Annotated in this window: 26 protein-coding genes and 3 pseudogenes; 9 read left to right on the top strand and 20 right to left on the bottom strand. The window is 64.1% G+C overall.

Features of this window, described 5'->3' with window-relative positions:
- Positions 1–63 precede the first annotated feature (63 nt).
- A pseudogene (locus tag ACHMW6_RS13510) lies at positions 64–806 on the bottom strand (SDR family oxidoreductase).
- Between the two features lie 116 nt (positions 807–922).
- Here ACHMW6_RS13510 and ACHMW6_RS13505 point away from each other — a divergent pair.
- A complete protein-coding gene (locus ACHMW6_RS13505) occupies positions 923–1345 on the top strand; it encodes a DoxX family protein (protein WP_395407608.1) in 423 nt (140 codons plus the stop codon).
- Here ACHMW6_RS13505 and ACHMW6_RS13500 read toward each other — a convergent pair.
- From ACHMW6_RS13500 to ACHMW6_RS13475, 6 genes and pseudogenes are all read right to left on the bottom strand, one after another.
- The gene (locus ACHMW6_RS13500) at positions 1342–2100 is read right to left on the bottom strand and encodes a YoaK family protein (RefSeq protein WP_395407607.1); all 759 of its coding nucleotides are present in this window, start codon (positions 2098–2100) and stop codon (positions 1342–1344) included. The genes ACHMW6_RS13505 and ACHMW6_RS13500 overlap by 4 nt on opposite strands.
- 25 nt (positions 2101–2125) lie before the next feature.
- Positions 2126–3038: pseudogene (locus ACHMW6_RS13495) on the bottom strand (dihydrodipicolinate synthase family protein).
- On the bottom strand, positions 3035–4342 hold the full coding sequence (locus ACHMW6_RS13490) for an FAD-dependent oxidoreductase (RefSeq protein WP_395407606.1): 1308 nt from the start codon (positions 4340–4342) through the stop codon (positions 3035–3037). The pseudogene ACHMW6_RS13495 and the gene ACHMW6_RS13490 overlap by 4 nt, the downstream one beginning before the upstream one ends.
- Positions 4339–4617 carry a 2Fe-2S iron-sulfur cluster-binding protein gene (locus ACHMW6_RS13485; protein WP_395407605.1) on the bottom strand — a complete coding sequence of 93 codons (279 nt, stop codon included), beginning with the start codon at positions 4615–4617 and terminating at the stop codon, positions 4339–4341. The genes ACHMW6_RS13490 and ACHMW6_RS13485 overlap by 4 nt, the downstream gene beginning before the upstream one ends.
- Positions 4610–5737: an NAD(P)/FAD-dependent oxidoreductase gene (locus ACHMW6_RS13480; protein WP_395407604.1), complete on the bottom strand. Its 1128-nt coding sequence runs from the start codon at positions 5735–5737 to the stop codon at positions 4610–4612. Before ACHMW6_RS13480 ends, ACHMW6_RS13485 begins: the two co-directional genes overlap by 8 nt.
- Positions 5734–6678, bottom strand: a complete 945-nt coding sequence (locus ACHMW6_RS13475; protein ID WP_395408605.1) for a 4-hydroxyproline epimerase — start codon at positions 6676–6678, stop codon at positions 5734–5736. The genes ACHMW6_RS13480 and ACHMW6_RS13475 overlap by 4 nt, the downstream gene beginning before the upstream one ends.
- A gap of 83 nt (positions 6679–6761) precedes the next feature.
- Here ACHMW6_RS13475 and ACHMW6_RS13470 point away from each other — a divergent pair, with 83 nt between their 5' ends.
- The gene (locus tag ACHMW6_RS13470; protein WP_395407603.1) at positions 6762–7502 is read left to right on the top strand and encodes a helix-turn-helix domain-containing protein; all 741 of its coding nucleotides are present in this window, start codon (positions 6762–6764) and stop codon (positions 7500–7502) included.
- On the opposite strand, the gene ACHMW6_RS13465 is transcribed toward ACHMW6_RS13470, so the two are convergent.
- Genes ACHMW6_RS13465 through ACHMW6_RS13430 form a run of 8 tightly spaced genes read right to left on the bottom strand, consistent with a single transcriptional unit; the run spans position 7499 to position 11601 of the window.
- Positions 7499–8122 carry a glutathione S-transferase family protein gene (locus ACHMW6_RS13465; protein ID WP_395407601.1) on the bottom strand — a complete coding sequence of 208 codons (624 nt, stop codon included), beginning with the start codon at positions 8120–8122 and terminating at the stop codon, positions 7499–7501. The genes ACHMW6_RS13470 and ACHMW6_RS13465 overlap by 4 nt on opposite strands.
- Positions 8058–8852 carry an ABC transporter ATP-binding protein gene (locus ACHMW6_RS13460; RefSeq protein ID WP_395407599.1) on the bottom strand — a complete coding sequence of 265 codons (795 nt, stop codon included), beginning with the start codon at positions 8850–8852 and terminating at the stop codon, positions 8058–8060. The genes ACHMW6_RS13465 and ACHMW6_RS13460 overlap by 65 nt, the downstream gene beginning before the upstream one ends.
- Positions 8842–9600, bottom strand: a complete 759-nt coding sequence (locus tag ACHMW6_RS13455; protein ID WP_395407598.1) for an ABC transporter permease — start codon at positions 9598–9600, stop codon at positions 8842–8844. The genes ACHMW6_RS13460 and ACHMW6_RS13455 overlap by 11 nt, the downstream gene beginning before the upstream one ends.
- Complete coding sequence (locus ACHMW6_RS13450; protein ID WP_395407597.1) at positions 9588–10031, bottom strand: hypothetical protein; 444 nt, start codon at positions 10029–10031, stop codon at positions 9588–9590. The genes ACHMW6_RS13455 and ACHMW6_RS13450 overlap by 13 nt, the downstream gene beginning before the upstream one ends.
- Positions 10028–10603 carry an SCO family protein gene (locus ACHMW6_RS13445; protein WP_395407596.1) on the bottom strand — a complete coding sequence of 192 codons (576 nt, stop codon included), beginning with the start codon at positions 10601–10603 and terminating at the stop codon, positions 10028–10030. The genes ACHMW6_RS13450 and ACHMW6_RS13445 overlap by 4 nt, the downstream gene beginning before the upstream one ends.
- Positions 10600–10776 (bottom strand): hypothetical protein, encoded by a 177-nt coding sequence (locus ACHMW6_RS13440; RefSeq protein WP_395407595.1) that lies wholly within the window; start codon positions 10774–10776, stop codon positions 10600–10602. The genes ACHMW6_RS13445 and ACHMW6_RS13440 overlap by 4 nt, the downstream gene beginning before the upstream one ends.
- Entirely contained in the window at positions 10776–11000 is a 225-nt protein-coding gene (locus ACHMW6_RS13435) for an ABC transporter substrate-binding protein (protein ID WP_395408604.1), read from the bottom strand. The genes ACHMW6_RS13440 and ACHMW6_RS13435 overlap by 1 nt, the downstream gene beginning before the upstream one ends.
- Positions 10927–11601: an ABC transporter substrate-binding protein gene (locus tag ACHMW6_RS13430; protein WP_395407594.1), complete on the bottom strand. Its 675-nt coding sequence runs from the start codon at positions 11599–11601 to the stop codon at positions 10927–10929. The genes ACHMW6_RS13435 and ACHMW6_RS13430 overlap by 74 nt, the downstream gene beginning before the upstream one ends.
- A 16-nt stretch (positions 11602–11617) precedes the next feature.
- Here ACHMW6_RS13430 and ACHMW6_RS13425 point away from each other — a divergent pair, with 16 nt between their 5' ends.
- The 3 genes from ACHMW6_RS13425 to ACHMW6_RS13415 all read left to right on the top strand — a co-directional run bounded on the left by ACHMW6_RS13425 (position 11618) and on the right by ACHMW6_RS13415 (position 12817).
- On the top strand, positions 11618–11911 hold the full coding sequence (locus ACHMW6_RS13425; RefSeq protein ID WP_395407593.1) for a universal stress protein: 294 nt from the start codon (positions 11618–11620) through the stop codon (positions 11909–11911).
- Positions 11845–12111 carry a universal stress protein gene (locus ACHMW6_RS13420; protein WP_395407592.1) on the top strand — a complete coding sequence of 89 codons (267 nt, stop codon included), beginning with the start codon at positions 11845–11847 and terminating at the stop codon, positions 12109–12111. The genes ACHMW6_RS13425 and ACHMW6_RS13420 overlap by 67 nt, the downstream gene beginning before the upstream one ends.
- A gap of 70 nt (positions 12112–12181) precedes the next feature.
- Complete coding sequence (locus tag ACHMW6_RS13415) at positions 12182–12817, top strand: hypothetical protein (protein ID WP_395407591.1); 636 nt, start codon at positions 12182–12184, stop codon at positions 12815–12817.
- 395 nt (positions 12818–13212) lie between these two features.
- Here the strand turns inward: ACHMW6_RS13415 and ACHMW6_RS13410 are convergent, their stop codons facing one another.
- The gene (locus ACHMW6_RS13410) at positions 13213–13734 is read right to left on the bottom strand and encodes a hypothetical protein (RefSeq protein ID WP_395408815.1); all 522 of its coding nucleotides are present in this window, start codon (positions 13732–13734) and stop codon (positions 13213–13215) included.
- 1 nt (position 13735) lies between these two features.
- Between ACHMW6_RS13410 and ACHMW6_RS13405 the strand changes: the two genes are divergently transcribed.
- Entirely contained in the window at positions 13736–14038 is a 303-nt protein-coding gene (locus ACHMW6_RS13405) for a hypothetical protein (RefSeq protein WP_395408814.1), read from the top strand.
- Between the two features lie 123 nt (positions 14039–14161).
- Here ACHMW6_RS13405 and ACHMW6_RS13400 read toward each other — a convergent pair.
- Positions 14162–14209, bottom strand: a pseudogene (locus ACHMW6_RS13400) (hypothetical protein); the annotation flags it as partial.
- A gap of 474 nt (positions 14210–14683) precedes the next feature.
- Here ACHMW6_RS13400 and ACHMW6_RS13395 point away from each other — a divergent pair.
- Positions 14684–15604, top strand: coding sequence for a M35 family metallo-endopeptidase (locus ACHMW6_RS13395; RefSeq protein WP_395407590.1), 921 nt, complete (start codon positions 14684–14686; stop codon positions 15602–15604).
- On the opposite strand, the gene ACHMW6_RS13390 is transcribed toward ACHMW6_RS13395, so the two are convergent.
- Together ACHMW6_RS13390 and ACHMW6_RS13385 are read right to left on the bottom strand one after the other, a co-directional pair.
- Positions 15605–16021 (bottom strand): hypothetical protein, encoded by a 417-nt coding sequence (locus tag ACHMW6_RS13390; RefSeq protein WP_395407589.1) that lies wholly within the window; start codon positions 16019–16021, stop codon positions 15605–15607.
- A complete protein-coding gene (locus ACHMW6_RS13385) occupies positions 16021–16797 on the bottom strand; it encodes a hypothetical protein (RefSeq protein ID WP_395407588.1) in 777 nt (258 codons plus the stop codon). Before ACHMW6_RS13385 ends, ACHMW6_RS13390 begins: the two co-directional genes overlap by 1 nt.
- A gap of 193 nt (positions 16798–16990) precedes the next feature.
- On the opposite strand from ACHMW6_RS13385, the gene ACHMW6_RS13380 reads away from it, so the two are divergent.
- A complete protein-coding gene (locus ACHMW6_RS13380; RefSeq protein ID WP_395407586.1) occupies positions 16991–18043 on the top strand; it encodes a tetratricopeptide repeat protein in 1053 nt (350 codons plus the stop codon).
- A complete protein-coding gene (gene prsT / locus ACHMW6_RS13375; protein WP_395407585.1) occupies positions 18019–19752 on the top strand; it encodes an XrtA/PEP-CTERM system TPR-repeat protein PrsT in 1734 nt (577 codons plus the stop codon). The genes ACHMW6_RS13380 and prsT overlap by 25 nt, the downstream gene beginning before the upstream one ends.
- Position 19753: 1 nt before the next feature.
- On the opposite strand, the gene ACHMW6_RS13370 is transcribed toward prsT, so the two are convergent.
- Positions 19754–20002, bottom strand: a complete 249-nt coding sequence (locus ACHMW6_RS13370; RefSeq protein WP_395407584.1) for a DUF3297 family protein — start codon at positions 20000–20002, stop codon at positions 19754–19756.
- Positions 20003–20005: the final 3 nt, after the last annotated feature.

The raw sequence follows: 20005 nt of genomic DNA, 5'->3' as shown, positions 1-20005 counted from the left end.
GAGAAACGCTGCGTAGGAGAATGTCCCGAATCCAGGTCGGAGCAAGCCTTTTTCCTTGATGAGTCAAGCGCCGCCGGCGCAGCGAATGGTTGTTGCCGTCATGTACGATGCAGCCGGCGACAGCAGCCATACTATGGCCTCGGCAATTTCCTCCGGCTCGGCGGCGCGTTTCATCGGCATCGCGGCAACTTCTTTTGCAGCCGGTCCGGCTGGCCGCCCGCCGCGTGAATGGTCGTGTTGGTGAAGCCGGGCGCCACCCCGCACACGCGGATGCTTTCGCCCGCCAGTTCCTTGCCCAGGCCGAGCGTGAACGTGTCCACGGCGGCCTTGCTGGCCGCATAGCCTACGTAATCGTTCGGGCTGCCAGAAGTGGCGGCGGTCGACGACACATTCACGATCACGCCGCCACGCCCGCCGCGCCGGAATGCTTCCACGGCCCGGCGCGAGCATTGCATCACCGCCAGCACATTCACATCAAACAGCTTTTCCAGCGTGGATGGGTCGGTATCCATGAATTTGCCCAGTCCGCCCGTGATGCCGGCGTTATTGACGAGACCATAAGGCAGGCCCAGTTCGCGCTCCACTGTGTCGAACAGCAATTCAATCTGGTCCGGATAGGCGATATCGGCCTTCACGGCCAAGGCCTGCCCGCCCGTGGCGCGGATCGCTTTGGCCACCTGCTCTGCCGCCGCTGCGTCGCGCTGGTAATTGACCGCGACAGCCCAGCCGTCGTGCGCCGCACGAAGGGCGGTGGCGGCGCCGATGCCGCGGCCGCCGCCGGTAATGATCAGTACTTTCTCATTCATCTGTTTTTCCGATACTTCTCATCGAAATATATAGGCTACCGCAATAGGACGGCGGGATCTAAGATTCACTCATCGGCTTCACACGAAGCCTAATCATCCAAGACAAGGAGTTTGCCATGAACACCAATAACACCACCAACACCACCGCCCTGCCCCTGATCGGCCGCCTGCTGCTGGCCTTCATCTTCGTTTTCAGCGGTATCGGCAAGATCGCGGCGCCCGCCGGCACCATGGGCTATATCGCCGCCATGGGCCTGCCCTTCCCCCTGATAGCCCTGGTCGGCGCGATCGGTATTGAGGTGGTTGGCGGCCTGTTGCTGGCAGCCGGCCTGTACACCCGCAGCGCCGCCATCGTGCTGGCGGTGTTCTCGGTGATCACCGGCGTGGTCTTCCACGGCGCGATCGGCGACCAGAACCAGCTGATCCACCTGATGAAGAACTTCGCCCTGGCCGGTGGTCTGCTGCAAGTTGCCGCCTTCGGTGCCGGTTCCCTGAGCCTGGACGCACGCCGCAGCGCCCCGCGCCTGGCCCGCGCCTAAGCTCCAGCCCTGGCCCTGGCCCTGTCCCGCAAATCGTCGATGATCGGGACAATGGCCATCCCCACCAGGATGGCCGCCAGCGGCAGCGTGGCAGCGAAGCCGAAACGGCTGAAGCTCAGGGCGCCGGCCACGCCGCCGACAAAGAAGGCGCCCACCAGCGAAGACAGCACTGCAACGCGACCCCAGTCTGCCGCCACCCGCGGCACGGCTTGCGGGTCGCGATTCCAATAGAGGGCCTTGCCCGCCTCGATTCCCAGGTCCGTCACGATGCCCGTCACATGGGTTGTGCGGATTTCAGCGCGGGACAGCTTGGTGATCACGGCGTTCTGCAATCCCATCATGAAACACAGCAGCATGACGGCAGCAGGCAGCACCAGCACGTCGATCGCCTGCAGGCGCGCCCCCATGACGCCAAACGCCAGCAGCAGCAAGGCTTCCAGCATCAGGGGCAGCGCAAATTCGCTGTGCAGCTGGCGGCGCCGCGCGAAGTTGACCAGCAAGGCCGTACAGGCGGCGCCCGCAAGGAAGGAAAGCAGCGCGCCGGCACAATCGGCGGCCGCTTCGATGGCGCCCAGGGCGAGATTGTCCGCCGCAGCGGACACGATGCCCGTCATATGAGAGGTGTATTGCTTGACGGCGAGGAAGCCGCCCGCATTTGCCGCCCCGGCCACGAAGGCCAGGGCGACGCCGAGGTGGCGGTTAGACTGCGCGGCGCGCTGGCGCCCCGTCAGGCGCCGGACGTAGTTGATCGGCATGCTTCCTCATCGTGGAGTAGTCCTTTTACAGCAGGCCGCTCACGTCCGGACGGGTCGCCAGCGCCTGCTGGACGATCGTGGTCACGGCTTCGCGCTCGGCGCCGCGCAACGGCTGGCGCGGACGGCGCACGTTCTCGTTCCCTACGCCGGCCAGCGTTTCAACCAGTTTCAGATTCTGCACCAGCTTGGTCGATACGTCGAGATGCAGCAGGGGCATGAACCACTGGTAGAGCTTCAGCGCTTCGTCGTAGCGCTTTGCCTTCATCAGCTTGTAGAGGGCCACAGTCTCCTTCGGGAAGGCGACCACCAGGCCGGCCAGCAGGCCGTCCCGCGCCCACCGCCAGGCCTTCAAAGGACAGGTCGTCCACGCCCATGAACAGCTGGTAGCGGTTGCCCACGGCGTTGCGCAGGTCGGTGATGCGGCGCACGTTGTCGGTCGATTCCTTGATCGCCACCAGTTCTTCGCAGTCCGCCAGCTCCTGGAAGTCGGCCGGGGTCAGGTCAACCTTGTAGCTGACGGGGTTGTTGTACACCATGATCGGCAGTTGGGCGGCCTTTGCGATGGTGCGCAGGTTGTCCTTCGCTTCGCGGGCGTCCGCGGCATAGAGCACGGACGGCATGACCATGAAGCCGTCCACGCCCAGCTCGCGCGCCTCCTGCACGAAGCGCTCGGCGGTCCTGGTGCGCGTATCGCTGACGTTGGCCAGCACCGGCACACGGCCCTTGGCAACCTTGATCGCGGTCTTCGCCACGTCCAGCCGCTCCTCCACGGTCAGCGTGCTGGCTTCGCCCAGCGAGCCGCCGGTGACGATGCCGTGCACGCCGCTGTCCAGCATGAGCGTGAAGTGCTGCTCCATTGCCGGGTGGTCGAGTTCCTCGTCGGCGGTAAATTTAGTCGTTACGGCCGGGAATACGCCGGCCGATTTTGTTGCTGTCATATTGAAGTCTCCTCTTCGGTTGCGATGATGCTGCCGGCACGCGCCGGCGAAATGGGTGTACGCACGGTGTCGGGCTGCCAGCCGTACAGCTGCGCGGTAGCGGCGCCGCAGATGCGGCCCTGGCACGGGCCCATACCGCAGCGCGTGTGCAGCTTGGCTGCGCGCCAGCTTGTGTGCTCTTTCAGCTCGCCGTGCGCGACGTCTTCGCAGCGGCACACGATAGTGTCCGGCTCGCACAGCTGTTTCACGTCCTGTCTTAGTTCGAATGCCCTGGCCAGCCTCGCCGCAAAGCGCTTCCAGCGTGCACGTTCGGCGGCGCTGGCGGCGACGGACGCGGGGCGGCTGGGCGATGAACCAGTCGCGGGGGCCTGGCCGCAGGCGTGGAGGCCGGCGATACGGCCTTCGGCGAGGGCGAGGTCGACGCCGCCGATGCCGGTGCCTTCGCCGGCACAGTAGATCGATGTGACGCTGGTGCGCTGCCATTCGTCCACCTGCACGGCGGCCTGTTGCGGCGCCCCCGACGTCGTGACAGCGCAGCCGAGCGAGCGGGCCAGCTCCGTATTGGGCAGCAGGCCATAACCGCATGCGAGAAAATCACACTCTATCTGCTCGCCGTCATGCAGCTCGATCCGCTGCAGGCGTCCATCGCCATGCGCGGCGCGGATAAAGGCGCCATGGCGATATGACACAGCGCGCAAGCGTCGCCCCAGTTGCAGCGCCTGTGCAAGCTTGGAAGGCGTGGCGAACAGCCCGAACGCGAAACGGGCGAGCGCAGAGAGCGGCGCCTGCTCGACGATGGCGACGACCCGCGCGCCACGCGACTTCAGCGTGTCGGCGACGGCCAGCAGCAGCGGGCCGCTGCCGGCAACGACAACGCGCTTGCCCTCGACCGGATAGCCGCCCTTGGCGAGCGCCTGCAGGCCGCCCGCGCCGGTCACGCCGGGCAAGGTCCATCCAGGGAATGGCAGCAGCAGCTCGCGCGCGCCGGTTGCAAGGATCAGGTGCTGGTAGCGCAGCACGTGCGCCGTCTCGTCGTCCTGCACCAGCAACTCGCCAGGTGCGGGGGAGTACAGCACGCGCGTGGATGGCATGATCCGCACGTTGCTGGCCACGGTGATTGCCTGCCACATCTCGCGTGCACGGCCGTCGCGCTGACCAGCCGGCCCACCGCGCCAGATCTGGCCGCCGGCGAGCGGATTGTCGTCGATGATGCAGATGCTCGAGCCGCTTGGCGCCGCTGCGTGCGCGGCCGCCAGTCCGGCAGGGCCGGCGCCGACGATGATGATGTCGTACAGTTGCTTCATTTGGCGGTCTCGATCTGCATGCCGTCACGGCAAATCGTCCGGCAGGCCAAGACATGTGCGCGGCGATTGACAGTCACGCGGCATTCCTGGCACACGCCCATCCCGCACAAGGGCGCCCGCAGCGCGCCGCCAACCGAGCGGCGGGTAGCGCCCGTCCCTGTCGTGGTCGTGGACGCGGCGGCGGCCGTGGCGAGGGCGATGGCGGCGGCAACGGTGGTGGCGGGCTCCACGGCGAGAGGCGCGCCGTTGATGGTGACAGTGATGGCGTCAGGCACGGGCGCGCTCCAGCGGAGTGAATCGTGTGGGGAGGAAAGGCTCGTGGGGAACGGACTGCTCTAATCCGAGCATTTGCGCCGCCAGCAGCTCGGCCGTGGCGAGCGAAGTCGTGATGCCCAGGCCTTCATGTCCCGTGGCGAGCCACAGGCCGCGGCGCGCGGCATGGGGGCCGATCAGGGGCAAACCGTCCGGCGTAGCGGCACGCAGACCGGTCCAGCAGCGCAGGACATTCAGGTCCGCCAAAGCCGGCGTGAACGAGCAGGCGTGACGCAGCATGCGCGCCATCATTGCCGGCTCGGCCGCCAGATCGGTCGTATCGAACTGCCGCGAAGACCCGATCAGCACCTGCCCTGTGGGACGCGGCTGCAGGTTGAACGCCACCGAATCGCCGCTGACCGCGTGGGCGCTCTTGATATAGCCCAGCTCCACCAGCTGATGCCGCACAAAGCCCGGATAACGGTCCGTGATCATCACATGCCCCTTCTTGGGCACCACGGGCAGCTCCGGCAGCAAGGCCGTGCAGCGCGAGCCGGCGGCCAGTACCACGCTGCCTGCGCTGAGCCGGGTGCCGTCGGAAAGCTGCACGCTGCCGTCGCCAATCGCACGCACCTCGCCTGCCATCAGCTGCGCGCCGCGCGACCGGGCGCGGTCCATCAGGATGCGCGCGCTCTTTGGCGGATAGACCAGGCCATCGCCGTGCACCAGCAGTCCACCCGCCAGGCCGGGACGCAACCGGGGCTCCAGCTGGGCCATCAACTGTTCATCCAGCATCGAGCACGGCAGGCCGTAAGCGCACATCTTCGCGGCCTTGGCGCGTGCGGCTGCCAGCTCTTCCTCGTCCGCAGCGACCCAGATCGTGCCGCAGCGGCTGTATTCATGCTGCTCTGGATGCTCGGCCACGAAATCGCGCCACAGCTCCAGCGAGCGGGAAGTCAGCGCCAGCTCGGCCGCGTTATCGTCCATGGCCACCAGATGTCCCATGCCCGCCGCCGTGGCGCCGCTGCCGACGGTATCCTGCTCGATCACCAGTACCTGCAGGCCGTGCGCGGTCAGGGCATCGGCAACCGCCGCGCCCACGATACCCGCGCCGACGACCAGCACGTCCGCACTTTGCGTCACCGGATACCCCACATGAAAGGATCGTCCGCATCCAGGATCAGCTGCGCCGTGGCGTTGACCCAGGCCTTGCCGCGGATGCTCGGAATCAGGCGCTCGCCATCCATGCGGAAAGAGCCTTCAAACACGCTGCCGACAATGCTCTCCTGGCGCCATTGCGCACCTTCGGCCAGCTTGCCGTCCGCAGCCAGGCAGGCCAGCTTGGCGCTGGTGCCCGTGCCGCAAGGCGAGCGGTCGTAGGCGTTACCGGGGCAAAGCACGAAGTTCTGGCTGTCACCTGCTCCGCTGCGCGAAGGGGCAAACAGTTCGATATGGTCAATTTCGGCGCCGTTCGCGCCTGTGATGCCGGCAGCCGCCAGCGCGTTTTTCAGGGCTGTCGTGTACGCAGTCAGCGCAGGGGCGCGCGACACGGACAATTCCTGGCCGTGGTCGGAGACCAGGAAGAACCAGTTGCCGCCCCAGGCGATGTCGCCATGTACCGTTCCGTAGCCGGGAACGTCGACCGCGATGCCGACGGCGAGGCGGTAGGCCGGCACATTCTCGACCGTCACACTGCCATCCTCATGCAGCACGGCTTCGACCACGCCCACCGGCGTATCGATGCGGTGGCGGCCGGCGGACAGGCGGCCCATGAAGGCCAGCGAAGTCACGAGGCCAATCGTGCCATGCCCGCACATGCCAAGGTAGCCGACATTATTGAAGAAGATCACGCCCGCTACGCAGTCCGGCGCGTACGGCTCGCACAGCAGCGCGCCGACCAGCACATCCGATCCGCGCGGTTCGCAGACCACGGCGGAACGAAAACCGTCATGCTCGCGGCGGAAGCGCTCGACGCGCTCATTCAGGGGGCCGGCGCCGAGATCCGGCCCGCCGTCGATGACCAGGCGGGTCGGTTCGCCGCCGGTGTGGGAATCGATGATGGAGATGGTTTTCATAGGCTCCATCATAGGCGCGGGCCGCCCCGCCGTCTTGTATCCGCTGCGCGCTGCTGATGACGAAATCTGCACAATCGTGGCAGAATGGCGCCATGAAAGATCGTGCACGCACCACCCTTGGCGCCAGCATTGGCGACGTTTTCTTCACCGAACCGCTGTTCGACGCCCTGCCCGACGTGGTTTTCTTCGTCAAGGACACTGAGGGCCGCTACGTAGTCGTCAACCAGACGCTGGCCAAGCGCTGCGGCGTGAAGGACAAGGCCGCCCTGCTCGGCCGCACCGCCGCCGACGTATTCGCCCAGCCCTTCGGCTCACGCTTCCTGGCCCAGGACCGCGCCGTGCTCGAAGATGGGGTGGAAATCGAAGACCAGCTGGAACTGCACCTTTACCCGAACCGCGCGCCGGGCTGGTGCCTGACGCAAAAGCGCCCGCTGCGCGATGCTGCCGGCCGCATTGTCGGCCTGTGCGGCGTATCGCGCGACCTGGCGATGGCCGACCACAAGAATCCCGCCTACGAAAAAGTGGCGGACGCCGTGCGCATGATCCATGAGCAGTTCGACGGTCCGCTGGCCTTGCCCGAGCTGGCGCGCACGGCCAATATGTCCGTCGCCCAGATCGAACGCTACTTCCTGCGCATCTTCCACCTCACGCCGCGCCAGCTGATCATCAAGACACGCGTGGACGCAGCCTCGCGCATGCTGTCCGGCGACGCCAGTGTGGCCGACATCGCCCAAGCCTGCGGCTACGCGGACCACAGCGCCTTCACGCGCCAGTTCCGCGCCACCACGGGCGTTACGCCCAGCGAATACCGCCAGTTGCTGCGCGGCGGCTAGGGCATGCCGTTGCGGCAATGCTCGGCGAAGCCTTGGCGCTCTGCCATGCGTTCCATCCACGCATCGATGGCGGGCGTGAATGGACGCTCGCTCAAGGTCATCTGCCAGCGGTTGGCCGAAAGGCCGAGCACAATGTCCGCCAGCGTGAACTCCTCGCCGGCCACGAATGCGCTGCCCTGCTCCAGGTGCCGCTCCAGGATGCCGATGTTCCGGTTCCACGAGCCCACGCTGGCCGCCAGCTGCGCCGGGTCCTGGTAAGCCGGATTGCGGCGCACGAGGGACATGAAGGGATAGCGCCAGGCAGTGTTCAGGTCGGTGGCCTGCCAGTCCATCCATTTTTCGACCTGGGCGCGGGCGCGCGGCTCGGCCGGCAGCAGGTCGCCGCGGCAGTGGACGCCGGCCAGGTAGCGGCAGATCGTGTTGGACTCCCACAGCACGAAGCCGCCGTCCACCAGCACGGGCACCATCGCATTCGGATTCAGCGCCAGGAATTCCGGCGTTTGGGTCGGACGGAATCCGTCGCCCCAGTCTTCGCGTTCGTAGGGAACGCCGATTTCAGCCAGCGTCCACAAGACCTTCCGCACGTTGATCGATGGGGCCTTGCCGAGAACTTTCATCATTATTGACTCCCAGTTGAACGAGAATATCTTCCTTGAGCTGCTGCAGCACAGGACTGGATAGCTTGCGCGGGTGCGGCTGTTCGACGCGGAAACTGGCCTGGATGCGGGTCGGACGCGGCGACAGAACGAGAATCCGGTCCGCCAGATAGATCGCCTCTTCCACATCGTGCGTAATCAGCAGCACGGTGTGGCGCTCCTCGGTCAGCACGCGCAGCAGCTCATTGCGCATCTTCAGGTTCATCAGCGCGTCCAGCGCCGAAAAGGGCTCGTCCATGTACAGGATTTCGGGCTTGACCACCAGCGCGCGCGCAATCTCGACGCGTTTCAGCATGCCGCCGGAAAGCTGGTGCGGATAGGCGTTCTCGAAGCCCTTCAGTCCCACCATGGCCGCGTAGTGGTCGGCCAGCGCCGCCTTGTCCCCGTGGTTGTCGCCCGTCAGGCCGAACATCAGGTTTTGCTGGACCGTCAGCCAGGGGAAGACGGAGCCGTGCTGGGAGATGACGATGCCTTTCGGGCTGGGACGGGTTACACGTTCGCCATCGATGCGCACGTCGCCCGCATCCGGCTGCTCGAAGCCCGCCACGATCTTCATCAGCGTGGACTTGCCGCAGCCCGATGGGCCGACGATGGCGACGAATTCACCGTCGCCGATCTGGAAATCGACGCCGTCCACCACGGGCAACTCTTTGAATTTCTTGCGGATGTTGTTGACGGCAACCTTAGCGTCCATAACGCCACCTCACTTGTTTGAGTCCTTCGAGCAGCCGCATCAGGCCATCCAGCGCGAGGCCGATCAGGCCAATGATGATCATGCCCGCAATCACCAGGTCATAGCGGTTGCCGGCATTGCGCGAATCCATGATCAGGTAGCCCAGGCCGGAACGCAGCGCGATCATTTCCGCCGCCACCACGACCAGCCAGGCCACGCCCAGCCCGATGCGCATGCCGACAATAATTTCGGGCAGCACAGCCGGAATGATCACTTGCCGGTACAGCTTCGTGCGCGGTACGCCGAAATTCTCCGCCGCGCGCAGATAGCGTTTTTCGATGGTGTGCACGCCCGCCGCCGTCTGCACGATCATCGGGAATACCGAAGCCAGGAAGATCAGGAACACCGGAGATGCGTCGCCCATGCCGAACCACAGGATGGCGATGGGTATCCAGGCGATGGGCGAGATCGGGCGCAGGATCTGGAATACCGGATTCAGCGTGCGGAAGGCGCTGTCCACCCTGCCCATCCACAGGCCAAGCGGCACCGCAACGGCCACCGCGACGGCAAAGCCGGTGCCGACGCGCAGCAGCGAAGCACCGATATGCTCCCACAGCGTGCCGTCCTCCACCAGCTCAAGCGTGCCGGTGACCACCTGGGCAGGCGTGGGGAAGATCACGCTTTCGGTCACGATCACGGTGACCCACCAGATGGCGATAATCGCCGCCAGCACCAGTGCCGGCGGCCAGATCCTGTTCAGTTTCTCCATGGGATAAGCGCAGTCAAGGTTTGCAAACGCCAGCGCAGCCGCTGCCAGCCAGCTTCCGGCGTGGGTTTTACCACGACCAGCATCTGGCCGCTGGCGTGGGCCGTGCAGGCAAAGGGATATTCGGCAGCCTGCTCGAATGGCAGGCGGAAGTCCTGGCCGGGCATGATCAGCACGGGGCCGAAGATCTGCGGCACCGTGTCGCTGTTGCGCAGCAGGAGTACGTCGTTCGCGCCCAGCGTCAGCTCGATGCGTTCGGGCAGGATCTCGGCTTTCTCGCCGGCCATGCGGCGCGCCCAGGTGCCTTTCGGGATTTCAAACAGCTGGTCGCGGCTGGCGACGCTGATCGACGAAAAGGCGGCCCAGCCGGCGGCGCCTGCCGCGGCCAGTGCAGCGGCCAGCGCCAGCGCGCGCAACATACGGTCCGCCGTCATCGGGCTTGCGCCAGGATGTTCACGTCATGCACGATCTCGTCGGCAGGACGGCCAAAAGGCATCAGCGCGCGCAGCTTGCCCTGCGGGTCGATGAAGTAGAGGTAGGAGGAATGCCCCATCGTGTAATCGGTCTTGCTGCCCTCGACCATCTTTTTTGTGGCCGTGATGCCATAGGCTTGGCGGATGGCCGCCATCTGCTGCGGCGTGCCGGTGAGGCCGATGAAGCTCTTGTCGAACTGGGCGAGGTAGCTGCGCAGTTTTTCCGGCGTGTCGCGTTCGGGATCGACCGTCACGAAAACGACCTGCAGCTTGTCGCCCAGCTTTGTTCGGGCCTGGCTCAGCAGGTTGAGCGAAACGGGACACACATCCTGGCAGGTGGTGTAGCCGAATTCGAGCACGACCACCTTGCCGCGCAGGGCGGAAAGGCGGAATTCTCGCCCGTCGGCGGCCTTCTGCACGATTTCGGGCGCCACGCGTGGCGGGTCGAAAGTGCCGGATTTCAGGCGCTCGGCGGCGCCTGCACAGGCGGCTGCGGCCAGCAACATGGCGGCAAAGACGGCACGGCTCCTCATAGTGCAATACTCACGGGCTTGATGGCCTTGACGAAGCTCTCGTCCACATACTGCTCGTAAGCGACGGGCCGCTTCAGCGTGCCGGCTTCCAGGGAAAGCTGCATCAGCTCATCGAATTCGCTGCGGATCATGCGCAGGTCGCCATAGGTCACGCGGTCGCTGGGGTTTTCCATCACGAATTTGATGATGTTCGGATCCTGGTTGAAGAACTTGCGGCCGGATGCGATCTGGGCGGCCTTGGCGCGCGGTTGGCGGGCGTGGCGTCCAGCCAGCTGCCGGCGGCCTGGATGTGATTGACCAGGTCCTGCACCAGCGGGCGGTTCTCACGCACCAGTTCTTCGCGCACGGTCAGTACGCAGCAGATATAGTTGCGCCACTCGTCGCGTGTCATCGCCAGCGGGCGGGCGTAGCCGGCCTTCTGCGCGGCAGCGCCGAAAGGCTCCGCCGGTGCAGTAGCCGTCCACCGCCTTTGCATACAGGGCGGCCGGCATGTCCGGCGGGGCCATCTCGACAATCTGCACATCCTTGGCCGACATGTTCTCGCGCGCCAGCATCTTGCGCAGGAAGAGGAAGTCGACGGCAAAGCGGCTCGGGATGGCGATGCGCTTGCCTTTCAGGTCAGTGAAGCGCTTGTAGGGCGAATCGGTGCGCACCATGATCACGGCGCCCGAGCGGTGGCCCAGCGACACGATCTTCAGCGGGATCTTCTTGTCCGTCAGGTCCATCACCAGGGGTGCCAGCATATAGGCGGCCTGGATACGGCCGGTCATCAGCGATTCCTTGATCTCCGGCCAGCCATTGTATTTGCTATACTCAAATTGAGGCCCCTTGGCCATGCAGGCAATGGGCAGTGTCAGGTTGCAGGTGACGGGCAGTCCGCCAACGACAAGTGGCTTGTTGGCAGCGCTGGCGGAACCCAGCCCGGCCAACGGCAGCGCCAGCGCGCTCCCCAGGATCTGGCGGCGGCGCAGGAAGTGTGGCGTATCGAAATCGGACATTGCTGAGCAGACTGTAATGGAAGGCAATTCTAGCATTGCCGTCCATGTATTCAGCAAGGAGCCGATCATGTTCAAGCATATTCTTTTCCCGACCGACGGATCTCCCGCCTCTTCCGCAGCCATCCTCGAATGCATGAAGTTCGCCCAGGAGGCTGGCGCGCGCGTCACCGCGCTGCACGTGCTGCGGAATACCATGCCTTCCCCGTCCATCCCGCCCAGTTTGGGGATTCGCGGGACGACTATATGCGTGCGACCGAAGCCGAAGGCATGGCCATGCTGGCTGCCGCCACCGACGCCGCGCGGGACCTGAACGTGCCTTGCGAAACCGCGCAACTGCGCTCGGACCACCCGTATGAAGCCATCCTGGCGGCAGCCAGGGATGGGCACTGCGACATGATCGCCATGGCCACCCATGGCTACAAGGGCATGAAGGGCATGCTGCTGGGGAGCGAAACGCACCGGGTCCTGATGAATACCGAAGTACCGGTGCTGGTGTTCCGCCCGCACTAGTCAGTATGAATAGACGTTGACGACGTTGAACGTGGTGTCCGGCACATACAGCCGGCCGCCACGCGCATAGATGAAGAACGGCATCCAGACGCCGCCCACATCCGGGTGGCGCTTGAAGGCCAGCTCGCCGCTGATATTCCAGCGTGTCCTCCTTTATCTCGAAAACCTTGAAGGCGCGGTTCACCAGGTCATTGACGATGAGGCGGTTCTTTTCGTCCACGCACAGGCTGGCGGGCAGGAAGAACTTGTCGTGGTCTTTTTCCAGGTCGTCGCAATAGCCCGCCTTGCCGTAGCTCCAGAGGCTATTGCCGTCGCGGTCAAACACGCGCAGGCAGTTGTTGAACTGGTCGCAGACGAAGACGCGGTCCTGGTCGTCGATCGACACATCGCAGGGCGCGAAGGTTTCCAGATCCTTGCCGTTCTCCTGCCAGCGGAAGTTCTTCACGAACTGCACCATGCCACTGGGCTGCAGTTGCCACTTGGAGATGCGGTTGTTCAGCGAATCGGCGATGAAGATTTCACCGTGGCGGTTCACTTCCAGGCCCTGCGGCGCCTTCAGCGTGCCGTTCCCGCCCTCCCCTTCGCGGCCGAAGGGCATGCCGTAGTTGAGCAGGTGGCCTTTCGGGCCGTACTGGTACATGCTCACCGAACTGGTGTTGAAGTTGGTGATGAAGACCAGCGGCGTCCCGGGGCAAACCTGGCCTAACAGCGGCTGCGACGGATAATACGACCGCCATCGCCAGGTCGCCCGGCGCGAAGAAGCCGCGCATCATATTCGTCAGCTGCGCGATTGGATTGGCGGCCGTGTCGAAAGATTTCAGGCACCAGTTGCCCGAGTCCAGGTTATACGAGGTGGTACCCACGCCGGCCAGCGGGTCGAAGCCGCTGTGGGTGCGCACCTGGTCGTACCAGTACTGGTAAACGCTCGCCGTGGCAGAGGCCCAGCCGTCGAGCCAGTTCTTGACGGGCAGCGCCGAGCCCCCGCCCTTGCGGTGCGGGTCCACGCCGATCACGGCGGACATGCAATTGAACTGCGAAGTCTTCAGCTCCACCGAGTTGCTGTCGCGGCGGTGGCCGACGGCATCCAGCAGCACGGCATCCTCATCCGCCATCCAGCGTGGCCGGCAGGCGCACTTTAAGCACGGTGGAGGCGAAGGGTTCGGTGATGTAGTAGACATTGGGCTGCATGGAGGGCGCCAGCTGGTAAGGGCCGACAAAGACCGCATCCTCCAGCGCGCTGTAGACATAGTCCGAGATCGAATGCACCGCCTGTGGCTTGGCATTCCACAGCGGCAGCATGCCCTCGATGGTCGCCAGCAGCTTGCCGCTGGTCGCGCTATAGACTGTGATCGCATTGTCCACCTGACCCGGCACAAAGACCTTGTCGCCAATCACGCAGACGGAGCGCATCACGTTGAATTTGCCGATGCCGGCCGGATTGCCGAAGCTGTGCAGGATGGACGCCTCGTCCGGCGACTGCACCACTCGTCCTTTTACCGGCCAGGCTGTATCGATGCGCAGCACCTGGTAGTAGCCGGTGTTGGCCAGGTAGAGGCGGCCCTGCTCGTCGGACGCAATGCCCTGCGGCCAGAGCAGGTCGTGCTTGTGGTCGGGGTCCTGCACGGTGCGGGAACTGGAGCACGAACTTGCCGTCCAGCGTGAATTTCACGCAGCGGCTGCGGTCATCGCCTTCGGTGTGGAAGAACTCATCGCAGACGTAGAGATAGTGGTTGCCATCCTTTTCGCGCACGATGGTCAGGCCATTCGGATCGCTGAGCGGCGCAAAATCCTTGCCATTGATGCCATCCGCCGCATCGCCGAAGGCAAAGCTGTAGTCCACATTGTCCTCATCGTAGCCGTAGACGACGATGCGGCCATTGCCCATGTCCGTGAAGTACATCAGGTTTTCTTCGGGATGGGGGCATAGATGGAAAGGCATCAGCAGCCGCTTGCCGGCGTCCGAGCCGCCTGGCGTCGCGTGGATCTCGTGCAGCAGATGATCGAGGTCGGCGCTGAAGACGAGTATGCGGCTGTTGCCCGTGTCGCAGACCCACGCGTGACCGTAGTTGTCGCGGGCGATGCCGACCGGGGAGTTCATCGTGAAGTCCGCCGGCAGTTCGCCGCGCGGTGCAACTCCGGTCTTGGCCAGCTCACCGTAATAGGTGATGTGTTCAAAGCGGTTCATGACAGTTCCTGTTCTTAAAGAAGTACATGCTGCATTGCCGCACAAGTATGAAAGATTCTGACCAACTAGACAACAAACTTGTTTATCGAAAGCAACATTTGCGCGTCTCATTCTTAACACTCGCATAGCCATTGTTTTATTCGGAACAAAACCGTTGCGCCGATGCCCAAGGCCGGGCGGCTAAGGCGAAATCACGTTTACGGGGCGCCGGAATCCGTGTGAGGATGGTCTTCCAACCACCGTTTTCTGGAGACGAAAATGCGTTTGAAATTCGGCTTGACGATGTTCGCGGCAGCCATCTGCTTCTCCGCCGAATGCAGCACCGGGCGGCCTGGTGGCCTCCATCAGCATGGATAACGAACCCTGGGGCCCAATGATGAAGTGCTGGTGCGGGTGACGATGACCAATACTTCGTCCGCCCCGATCAACGTGCTGAAATACCAGACCCCGTTTGGCGAGATCGAGCAATCCATGTTCGAGGTGACGCGCGACGGCGCCAAAGTGCCGTATGAGGGCCTGCTGGCCAAGCGCGGCGCGCCGAAGGATGATGACTACTATGTGCTCCAGCCGGGGAAATCCTATAACGCCACGGTGGAACTGTCGTCGATGTATGACATGAGCATCACCGGCGACTACACGGTGCGCTTCAAGAGCAAGGCGCACGGCAAGTCGGCCCAGATGCTGCGCGGCGACGACAAGCAGTCCGGCGAGCTGCAGTCCGAGGCGCTGTCCGTCTGGGTGGACGGCAATAAGCCGCGCGGCAGCATCCAGAAGAAGGCGCCGCCGCCGTCCGGGGGTCAGGGCCTGGCCTTCAACCGCTGCACGACGGCGCAGCAGACCGATATCGCTTCCGCGGTGAACGCCGCGCAGTCGATGGCCAATGACGGCGATGCCTATATGTCGTCGAACAAGACCGGTCCGCGCTACACCAAGTGGTTTGGCACGGTGGACGCCAACCGCTATGCGTCGGTGAAGCAGCACTTCGCCGCCATCAAGGACGCCTTCGCCACCAAGCCGGTCACGGTGGACTGCGGCTGCAAGAAGACTTACTACGCTTATGTCTATCCGACGCAGCCTTACACCATCTATGTCTGCAAGGCTTTCTGGGCCGCGCCGATGACGGGCACCGATTCCAAGGGCGGCACCCTGGTGCACGAGATGAGCCACTTCAACGTGGTGGCCAGCACGGATGACTGGGCCTACGGCCAGTCCGCCGCCTCAAGCCTGGCGATCAGTGATCCCGCCAAGGCGATCGACAATGCGGACTCGCACGAGTACTTCGGCGAGAACACGCCCGCCCAGCAGTGATTACTTCGCTTCGTGGGTGAAGGCGACGGGCGCCCCGCCCTCGAAGCTGAGGAGATAGCTGTGGACGCCCGGAAGGAAGGCGTAGCTGCGCGTGATGTCGATCGTGTTGCTGCGTTTGGCACCGGGCTTCAGCGTGAGGTAGTCGGCTGCGGTCAGCGGGCCGCGCTTGACCATCATGCCCTGGTATTCGATGGCAGCGCCGGTATCGGCTTCGACGATATCGAACAGGCGGCCGGTCAATTCCTTTTCGGCCGCCAGCGCGCGCGGCACCTGTACCGCAGCGGCGCCCCGGTTCTCATACTGCGCGGTGACCAGCACGGTCCCTTTGGTGGAAGTGGCTTTAAGTTTCAGCATAGCTTGTGCGGCCAGCGCCGGCAGGCAGGCCGCAAAGGCAAGCGCCAGCACGGCTGCCCGCATCAGGCGCTGCGCCCCTTGCGGCGGAAGGCGATCAGCGCGCCAAGGCCGATGGCCAACAGCGGCAGGCTGCCCGGCGACGGCACCACGCTGGCAATACCCTCGATAACGTCATTCTGGCAGGTTTCGCCCCAGTGCATGGCGAATGTGGTGTAGCTCATGAGGGCTGCGCTGGAACTGACGTCGATCTGGAATTTCAGCTGTCCGGTGCTCACCGACCAGTTGCCCATGATGTTCTGATACGAAGCCTTGCTGCCCGCCGAAGTATTCACCCCGGTCACCTGGCCGTCGCGGTATACGCAGCCATTGCAATTCATATAGTAGTCGGAAGTGCGCGTGTCCTCCGCGTTGGTGCCGTTCAATGCGTACAGCTTGAACGTGCCGCCGGAATTGCTGTAACGGTTATCCAGCCTGAAGGCCCATTGCCAGTTCGTGCCGTTGGAGGCGTTATCGCCAACGTGGTGCGAGTCGGCGCCGAATGGATTCCAGTTCTGGGCCAGGAATACATCGCCATAACCGATGCCGCCGGTTGTGATTTGCGAGTCCATGCCCGCTTTGCCGGCGAAATTCGTATTGATCGTGACGGTCAGGATGCTGCCGACGCGGGTGATCGTGGCGCCCGAGATATCGTAGTCGCTGTCGCCGATCACATCCCCGCGGTTATGGCTGTCCGCGCCCCAGTAGGCGTTCAAGCCCACGTCACTAATGCCGCCGGCCTGCGCGGCGTGCGCAGCCAGTAGCGTACACAGCGCAAAAATGGCGCTGATCAGCGATTTCATGTTGCTAGTCCCCTTCAACTAATGATGTGCGGCAACGAAAGCAATTTTTGCGCCATGCCACCTGTTCGCAATGAAATCAAGCACTTGCGAATCCAGTGTTTACCGAAGTGTAATATTTTCCGACAGTAAGAAATTTGTGACCAATGATACATGAGATGTTGCACTTTGGAGAGGGTCGTGCCAAGATGGAAAGATGTTTGCCCTGCGCCCCCGATCCGTCATCATGCTCGCCGCTGCCGCCGCTCTGGCGGCTTGCGACGATTCAACCCACGAAAAGCTGCTGGCCGAGGCGCGCGCCTACCAGGACAAGCACGAATTGAATGCCGCCATCATCGTGCTCAAAAACGCAGCCGAAAAATCTCCCGGCGACGCGGAAACGCGCAAGCTGCTGGCTGTCGCGCACAACGAAGGCGGCGATGGCGCCTCGGCGGAAAAGGAAATTCGCCGCGCAATCGAAGCCGGCTACCCGCTGCATGCAGCGATGCCGGTGCTGGCGCGCGCCCTGCTGAACCAGGCCAAGTACAAGGAGGCGATCAGCGAAACGGAGCAGGCGGCGGCTTCCGCTGCGCCGGAACTGCTTGTGGTTCGCGGCGATGCCTTCGTCGCCCTGGAACAGCTGGATGCGGCGCGCAAGGCGTATGAGACCGTACTGGCGAAGCAGCCGAAACACGTGGCCGCCCTGATCGGCATGTCGCGCGCCGCTGTCGCCGAACATGATGAAGCGGGCGCGCACGATTATGCAGATCAAGCCCTGGCCGCCGGCCCCGACGACACCGACGCCCTGCAATTCAAGGCCGACCTGCTGCGCGCCGGGAACCAGAACGCGCAAGCCATGGCGCTTTACGACAAAGTGCTGAAGCTGAATCCCACGCACCGCCTGGCGTGGTTTGGCAAGGCGTACGCCGCCGTGTCGGAAGGCAAATTCGACCAGGCACAAGGCTTCCTCGATTCCGCCAGGGCGATCACGCCCGGCAGCCTGCTCGTGGTCTATACCCAGGCGCTGCTGGAATTCTCGCGTGGACGCTACCCGGCTGCGCTGGAGGGGCTGCAGATGGTGCTGAGCGCCGCGCCCGACCACATGCCAAGCCTGTTGCTGGCAGGCGCCGTCAACCTGAACCTGGGCTCGCTGCACCAGGCGGAAAACTACTCTGCGCCAGTACCTGGAAAAGAATCCGTCCAACGAGTACGCGCGCAAGATGCTGGCGACGACCCTGCTGCGCAGTGGCCATTCACCCGGATGCGCTGAATGTGCTGGCGCCGGCGCTGGAAAACAACCAGAAGGACGTGCAGTTGCTGGCACTGGCCGGCGAATCCTATCTGCAGGTGCGGGATTTCGCGCGCGCTTCCGAATTCTTCCAGCGTGCCGCAGCACTCGTTCCGAATGCGGCAAACCTGCGCACCTCGCTCGGCCTGAGCAAGCTTGGCAAGGGCGAGCACGCCCAGGCGATCGAAGATCTGCGGAACGCGGCGCAACTGGATACGAAGTCGCCCTATGCCGGCATCGCGCTGGTACGCACCGAGCTTGGGCTGGGCCATTACGAGCGCGCGCTCGCTGCGGCCGAGGACATGGAACGCGCGCAGCCGCAGAATGCCGTGGTCCAGGAGTTGAAAGGCATGGTCTATCGGGCACAGGAAAAAACGGACCTTGCGCGCAGGAGCTTTGAAAAAGCCCTGCAGCTGCAGCCTTCCCAGTTCTCTGCTGCCGCCGCCCTGGCGCAGATGGACATCACGGCGAAAAAGCCGGAAGCGGCGCGCGCACGCCTGACGTCGTTCCTGGAAAAGAACAAGTCCCACACGGATGCCATGACCGCGCTGGCGGCGCTGGCATCCGCCGACGGCAAGGTAGCGGAATCCACGCAATGGCTGGAAAAAGCGGTAGCGGCCGCGCCGGACGCCGTGGCGCCGACCGTGCGCCTGATCACCCAGTACCTGGTGACGGGCGACAAGCAGAAGGCGCTGACGCTGGCGCGCAAGATCCAGCTGGCCCACCCGGAAAATCCGGACCTGCTGGACTTGCTGGGCAAGAGCCAGCTGGCCAATGGCGAGCGCTCCGAAGCGCTGGAAAGCTACAAGAAGCTGGCCGTCGCCCTGCCCCGTTCGGCCAACGCGCAGATGCAGGTCGCAGCGCTGCAGATCGTGATGGGCAAGCATCTCGCCGCCGAAGACACACTGAAAACCGTGCTGGCCATGCAGCCCGATTTCCCCGCGGCCCAGCTGGCGCAGGCGGAGCTGTATGTGCGCCGCGGTTCGCACGAACTGGCGCTGATGACGGCATCCCGCCTGCAGCGCAACTATCCGAAGGCATCCGCCGGCTACCAGCTGGAAGGCGACATCCTGATTTCGCAGAACAAACCGGCACTGGCGCTGGCTTCCTACGAGAAGGCGTATGCGCTCACGAAGTCCACGGAGCTGATGATCAAGTGCGTCAATGCGATGCGTGCCGCCGGGCGGCAGCAGGATGCGGCCCGCACGCTGGCGCAATGGCTGTCCGCACATCCGGATGATGTGCGCGCGCAGCTCTACAAGGGCGAGACGCTGTTGGCGGACAGGCAGTACCGCCAGGCCGCAGAGCACCTGAATCTCACCCTGCAGCGCGAACCGAAAAATGTGACGGCGCTGAACGACCTGGCCTGGGCCTACCAGCAGGCAGGCGACGAGCGTGCGCTGCCCATCGCGGAAGAAGCCTACCGCGTGGCAGGCGAACAGCCCGTGGTGATGGATACGCTGGGATGGATTCTGGTTGAGAAGGGAGACGCGGCGCGCGGGGTGCAGATCCTGCAGAAGGCCAGCATCCAGGCGCCGCAGGCGCGCGATATCCGCTATCACATGGCGGTCGGCCTATTCAGGACCGGCGACAAGGCGGGTGCGCGCAAGGAACTGCAACAGCTGATGTCCGGCGACACGCGCTTCGCCCAGGCGGACGAAGCGCGCGCGCTGTTGCAGAAACTGCAGTGAATCAGACGTAGTAGACTTCGACCTTACCCTTCAGCTGGATCAGCATCGGGCGGCCTTTGCGGTCAAGGGACTTGCCTGCGGCGACCTTGATCCAGCCTTCACTGATGCAGTATTCCTCTACATCGGTGCGCTCTTTGTCGTTGAAACGGATGCCGATCGCGTGCTCAAGCACGGCGCGGACATGGTATTTGCTGCTCGGATCGACCGACAGGCGGTCGGGCAGCGCTGGGCGTTCGGTAGTATCGTTCATGGC

This window comes from Pseudoduganella sp. UC29_106, assembly GCF_044055365.1.
Lineage (GTDB): Bacteria > Pseudomonadota > Gammaproteobacteria > Burkholderiales > Burkholderiaceae_D > Rugamonas.
The sequence above is the reverse complement of the archived record's forward strand: the minus strand, read 5'-3'. Positions and strand labels throughout refer to the sequence as shown.

Excerpts from the sequence above, each read along its gene's own strand:
- ACHMW6_RS13505 (WP_395407608.1), top strand. The coding sequence starts at position 923 with ATGAACACCAATAACACCACCAACACCACCGCCCTGCCCCTGATCGGC.
- ACHMW6_RS13500 (WP_395407607.1), bottom strand. The coding sequence starts at position 2,100 with ATGCCGATCAACTACGTCCGGCGCCTGACGGGGCGCCAGCGCGCCGCG.
- ACHMW6_RS13490 (WP_395407606.1), bottom strand. The coding sequence starts at position 4,342 with ATGAAGCAACTGTACGACATCATCATCGTCGGCGCCGGCCCTGCCGGA.
- ACHMW6_RS13475 (WP_395408605.1), bottom strand. The coding sequence starts at position 6,678 with ATGGAGCCTATGAAAACCATCTCCATCATCGATTCCCACACCGGCGGC.
- ACHMW6_RS13470 (WP_395407603.1), top strand. The coding sequence starts at position 6,762 with ATGAAAGATCGTGCACGCACCACCCTTGGCGCCAGCATTGGCGACGTT.
- ACHMW6_RS13465 (WP_395407601.1), bottom strand. The coding sequence starts at position 8,122 with ATGATGAAAGTTCTCGGCAAGGCCCCATCGATCAACGTGCGGAAGGTC.
- ACHMW6_RS13460 (WP_395407599.1), bottom strand. The coding sequence starts at position 8,852 with ATGGACGCTAAGGTTGCCGTCAACAACATCCGCAAGAAATTCAAAGAG.
- ACHMW6_RS13455 (WP_395407598.1), bottom strand. The coding sequence starts at position 9,600 with ATGGAGAAACTGAACAGGATCTGGCCGCCGGCACTGGTGCTGGCGGCG.
- ACHMW6_RS13450 (WP_395407597.1), bottom strand. The coding sequence starts at position 10,031 with ATGACGGCGGACCGTATGTTGCGCGCGCTGGCGCTGGCCGCTGCACTG.
- ACHMW6_RS13445 (WP_395407596.1), bottom strand. The coding sequence starts at position 10,603 with ATGAGGAGCCGTGCCGTCTTTGCCGCCATGTTGCTGGCCGCAGCCGCC.
- ACHMW6_RS13440 (WP_395407595.1), bottom strand. The coding sequence starts at position 10,776 with ATGGAAAACCCCAGCGACCGCGTGACCTATGGCGACCTGCGCATGATC.
- ACHMW6_RS13430 (WP_395407594.1), bottom strand. The coding sequence starts at position 11,601 with ATGTCCGATTTCGATACGCCACACTTCCTGCGCCGCCGCCAGATCCTG.
- ACHMW6_RS13425 (WP_395407593.1), top strand. The coding sequence starts at position 11,618 with ATGGAAGGCAATTCTAGCATTGCCGTCCATGTATTCAGCAAGGAGCCG.
- ACHMW6_RS13420 (WP_395407592.1), top strand. The coding sequence starts at position 11,845 with ATGCGTGCGACCGAAGCCGAAGGCATGGCCATGCTGGCTGCCGCCACC.
- ACHMW6_RS13415 (WP_395407591.1), top strand. The coding sequence starts at position 12,182 with ATGAAGAACGGCATCCAGACGCCGCCCACATCCGGGTGGCGCTTGAAG.
- ACHMW6_RS13390 (WP_395407589.1), bottom strand. The coding sequence starts at position 16,021 with ATGCGGGCAGCCGTGCTGGCGCTTGCCTTTGCGGCCTGCCTGCCGGCG.
- ACHMW6_RS13385 (WP_395407588.1), bottom strand. The coding sequence starts at position 16,797 with ATGAAATCGCTGATCAGCGCCATTTTTGCGCTGTGTACGCTACTGGCT.
- ACHMW6_RS13380 (WP_395407586.1), top strand. The coding sequence starts at position 16,991 with ATGTTTGCCCTGCGCCCCCGATCCGTCATCATGCTCGCCGCTGCCGCC.
- ACHMW6_RS13370 (WP_395407584.1), bottom strand. The coding sequence starts at position 20,002 with ATGAACGATACTACCGAACGCCCAGCGCTGCCCGACCGCCTGTCGGTC.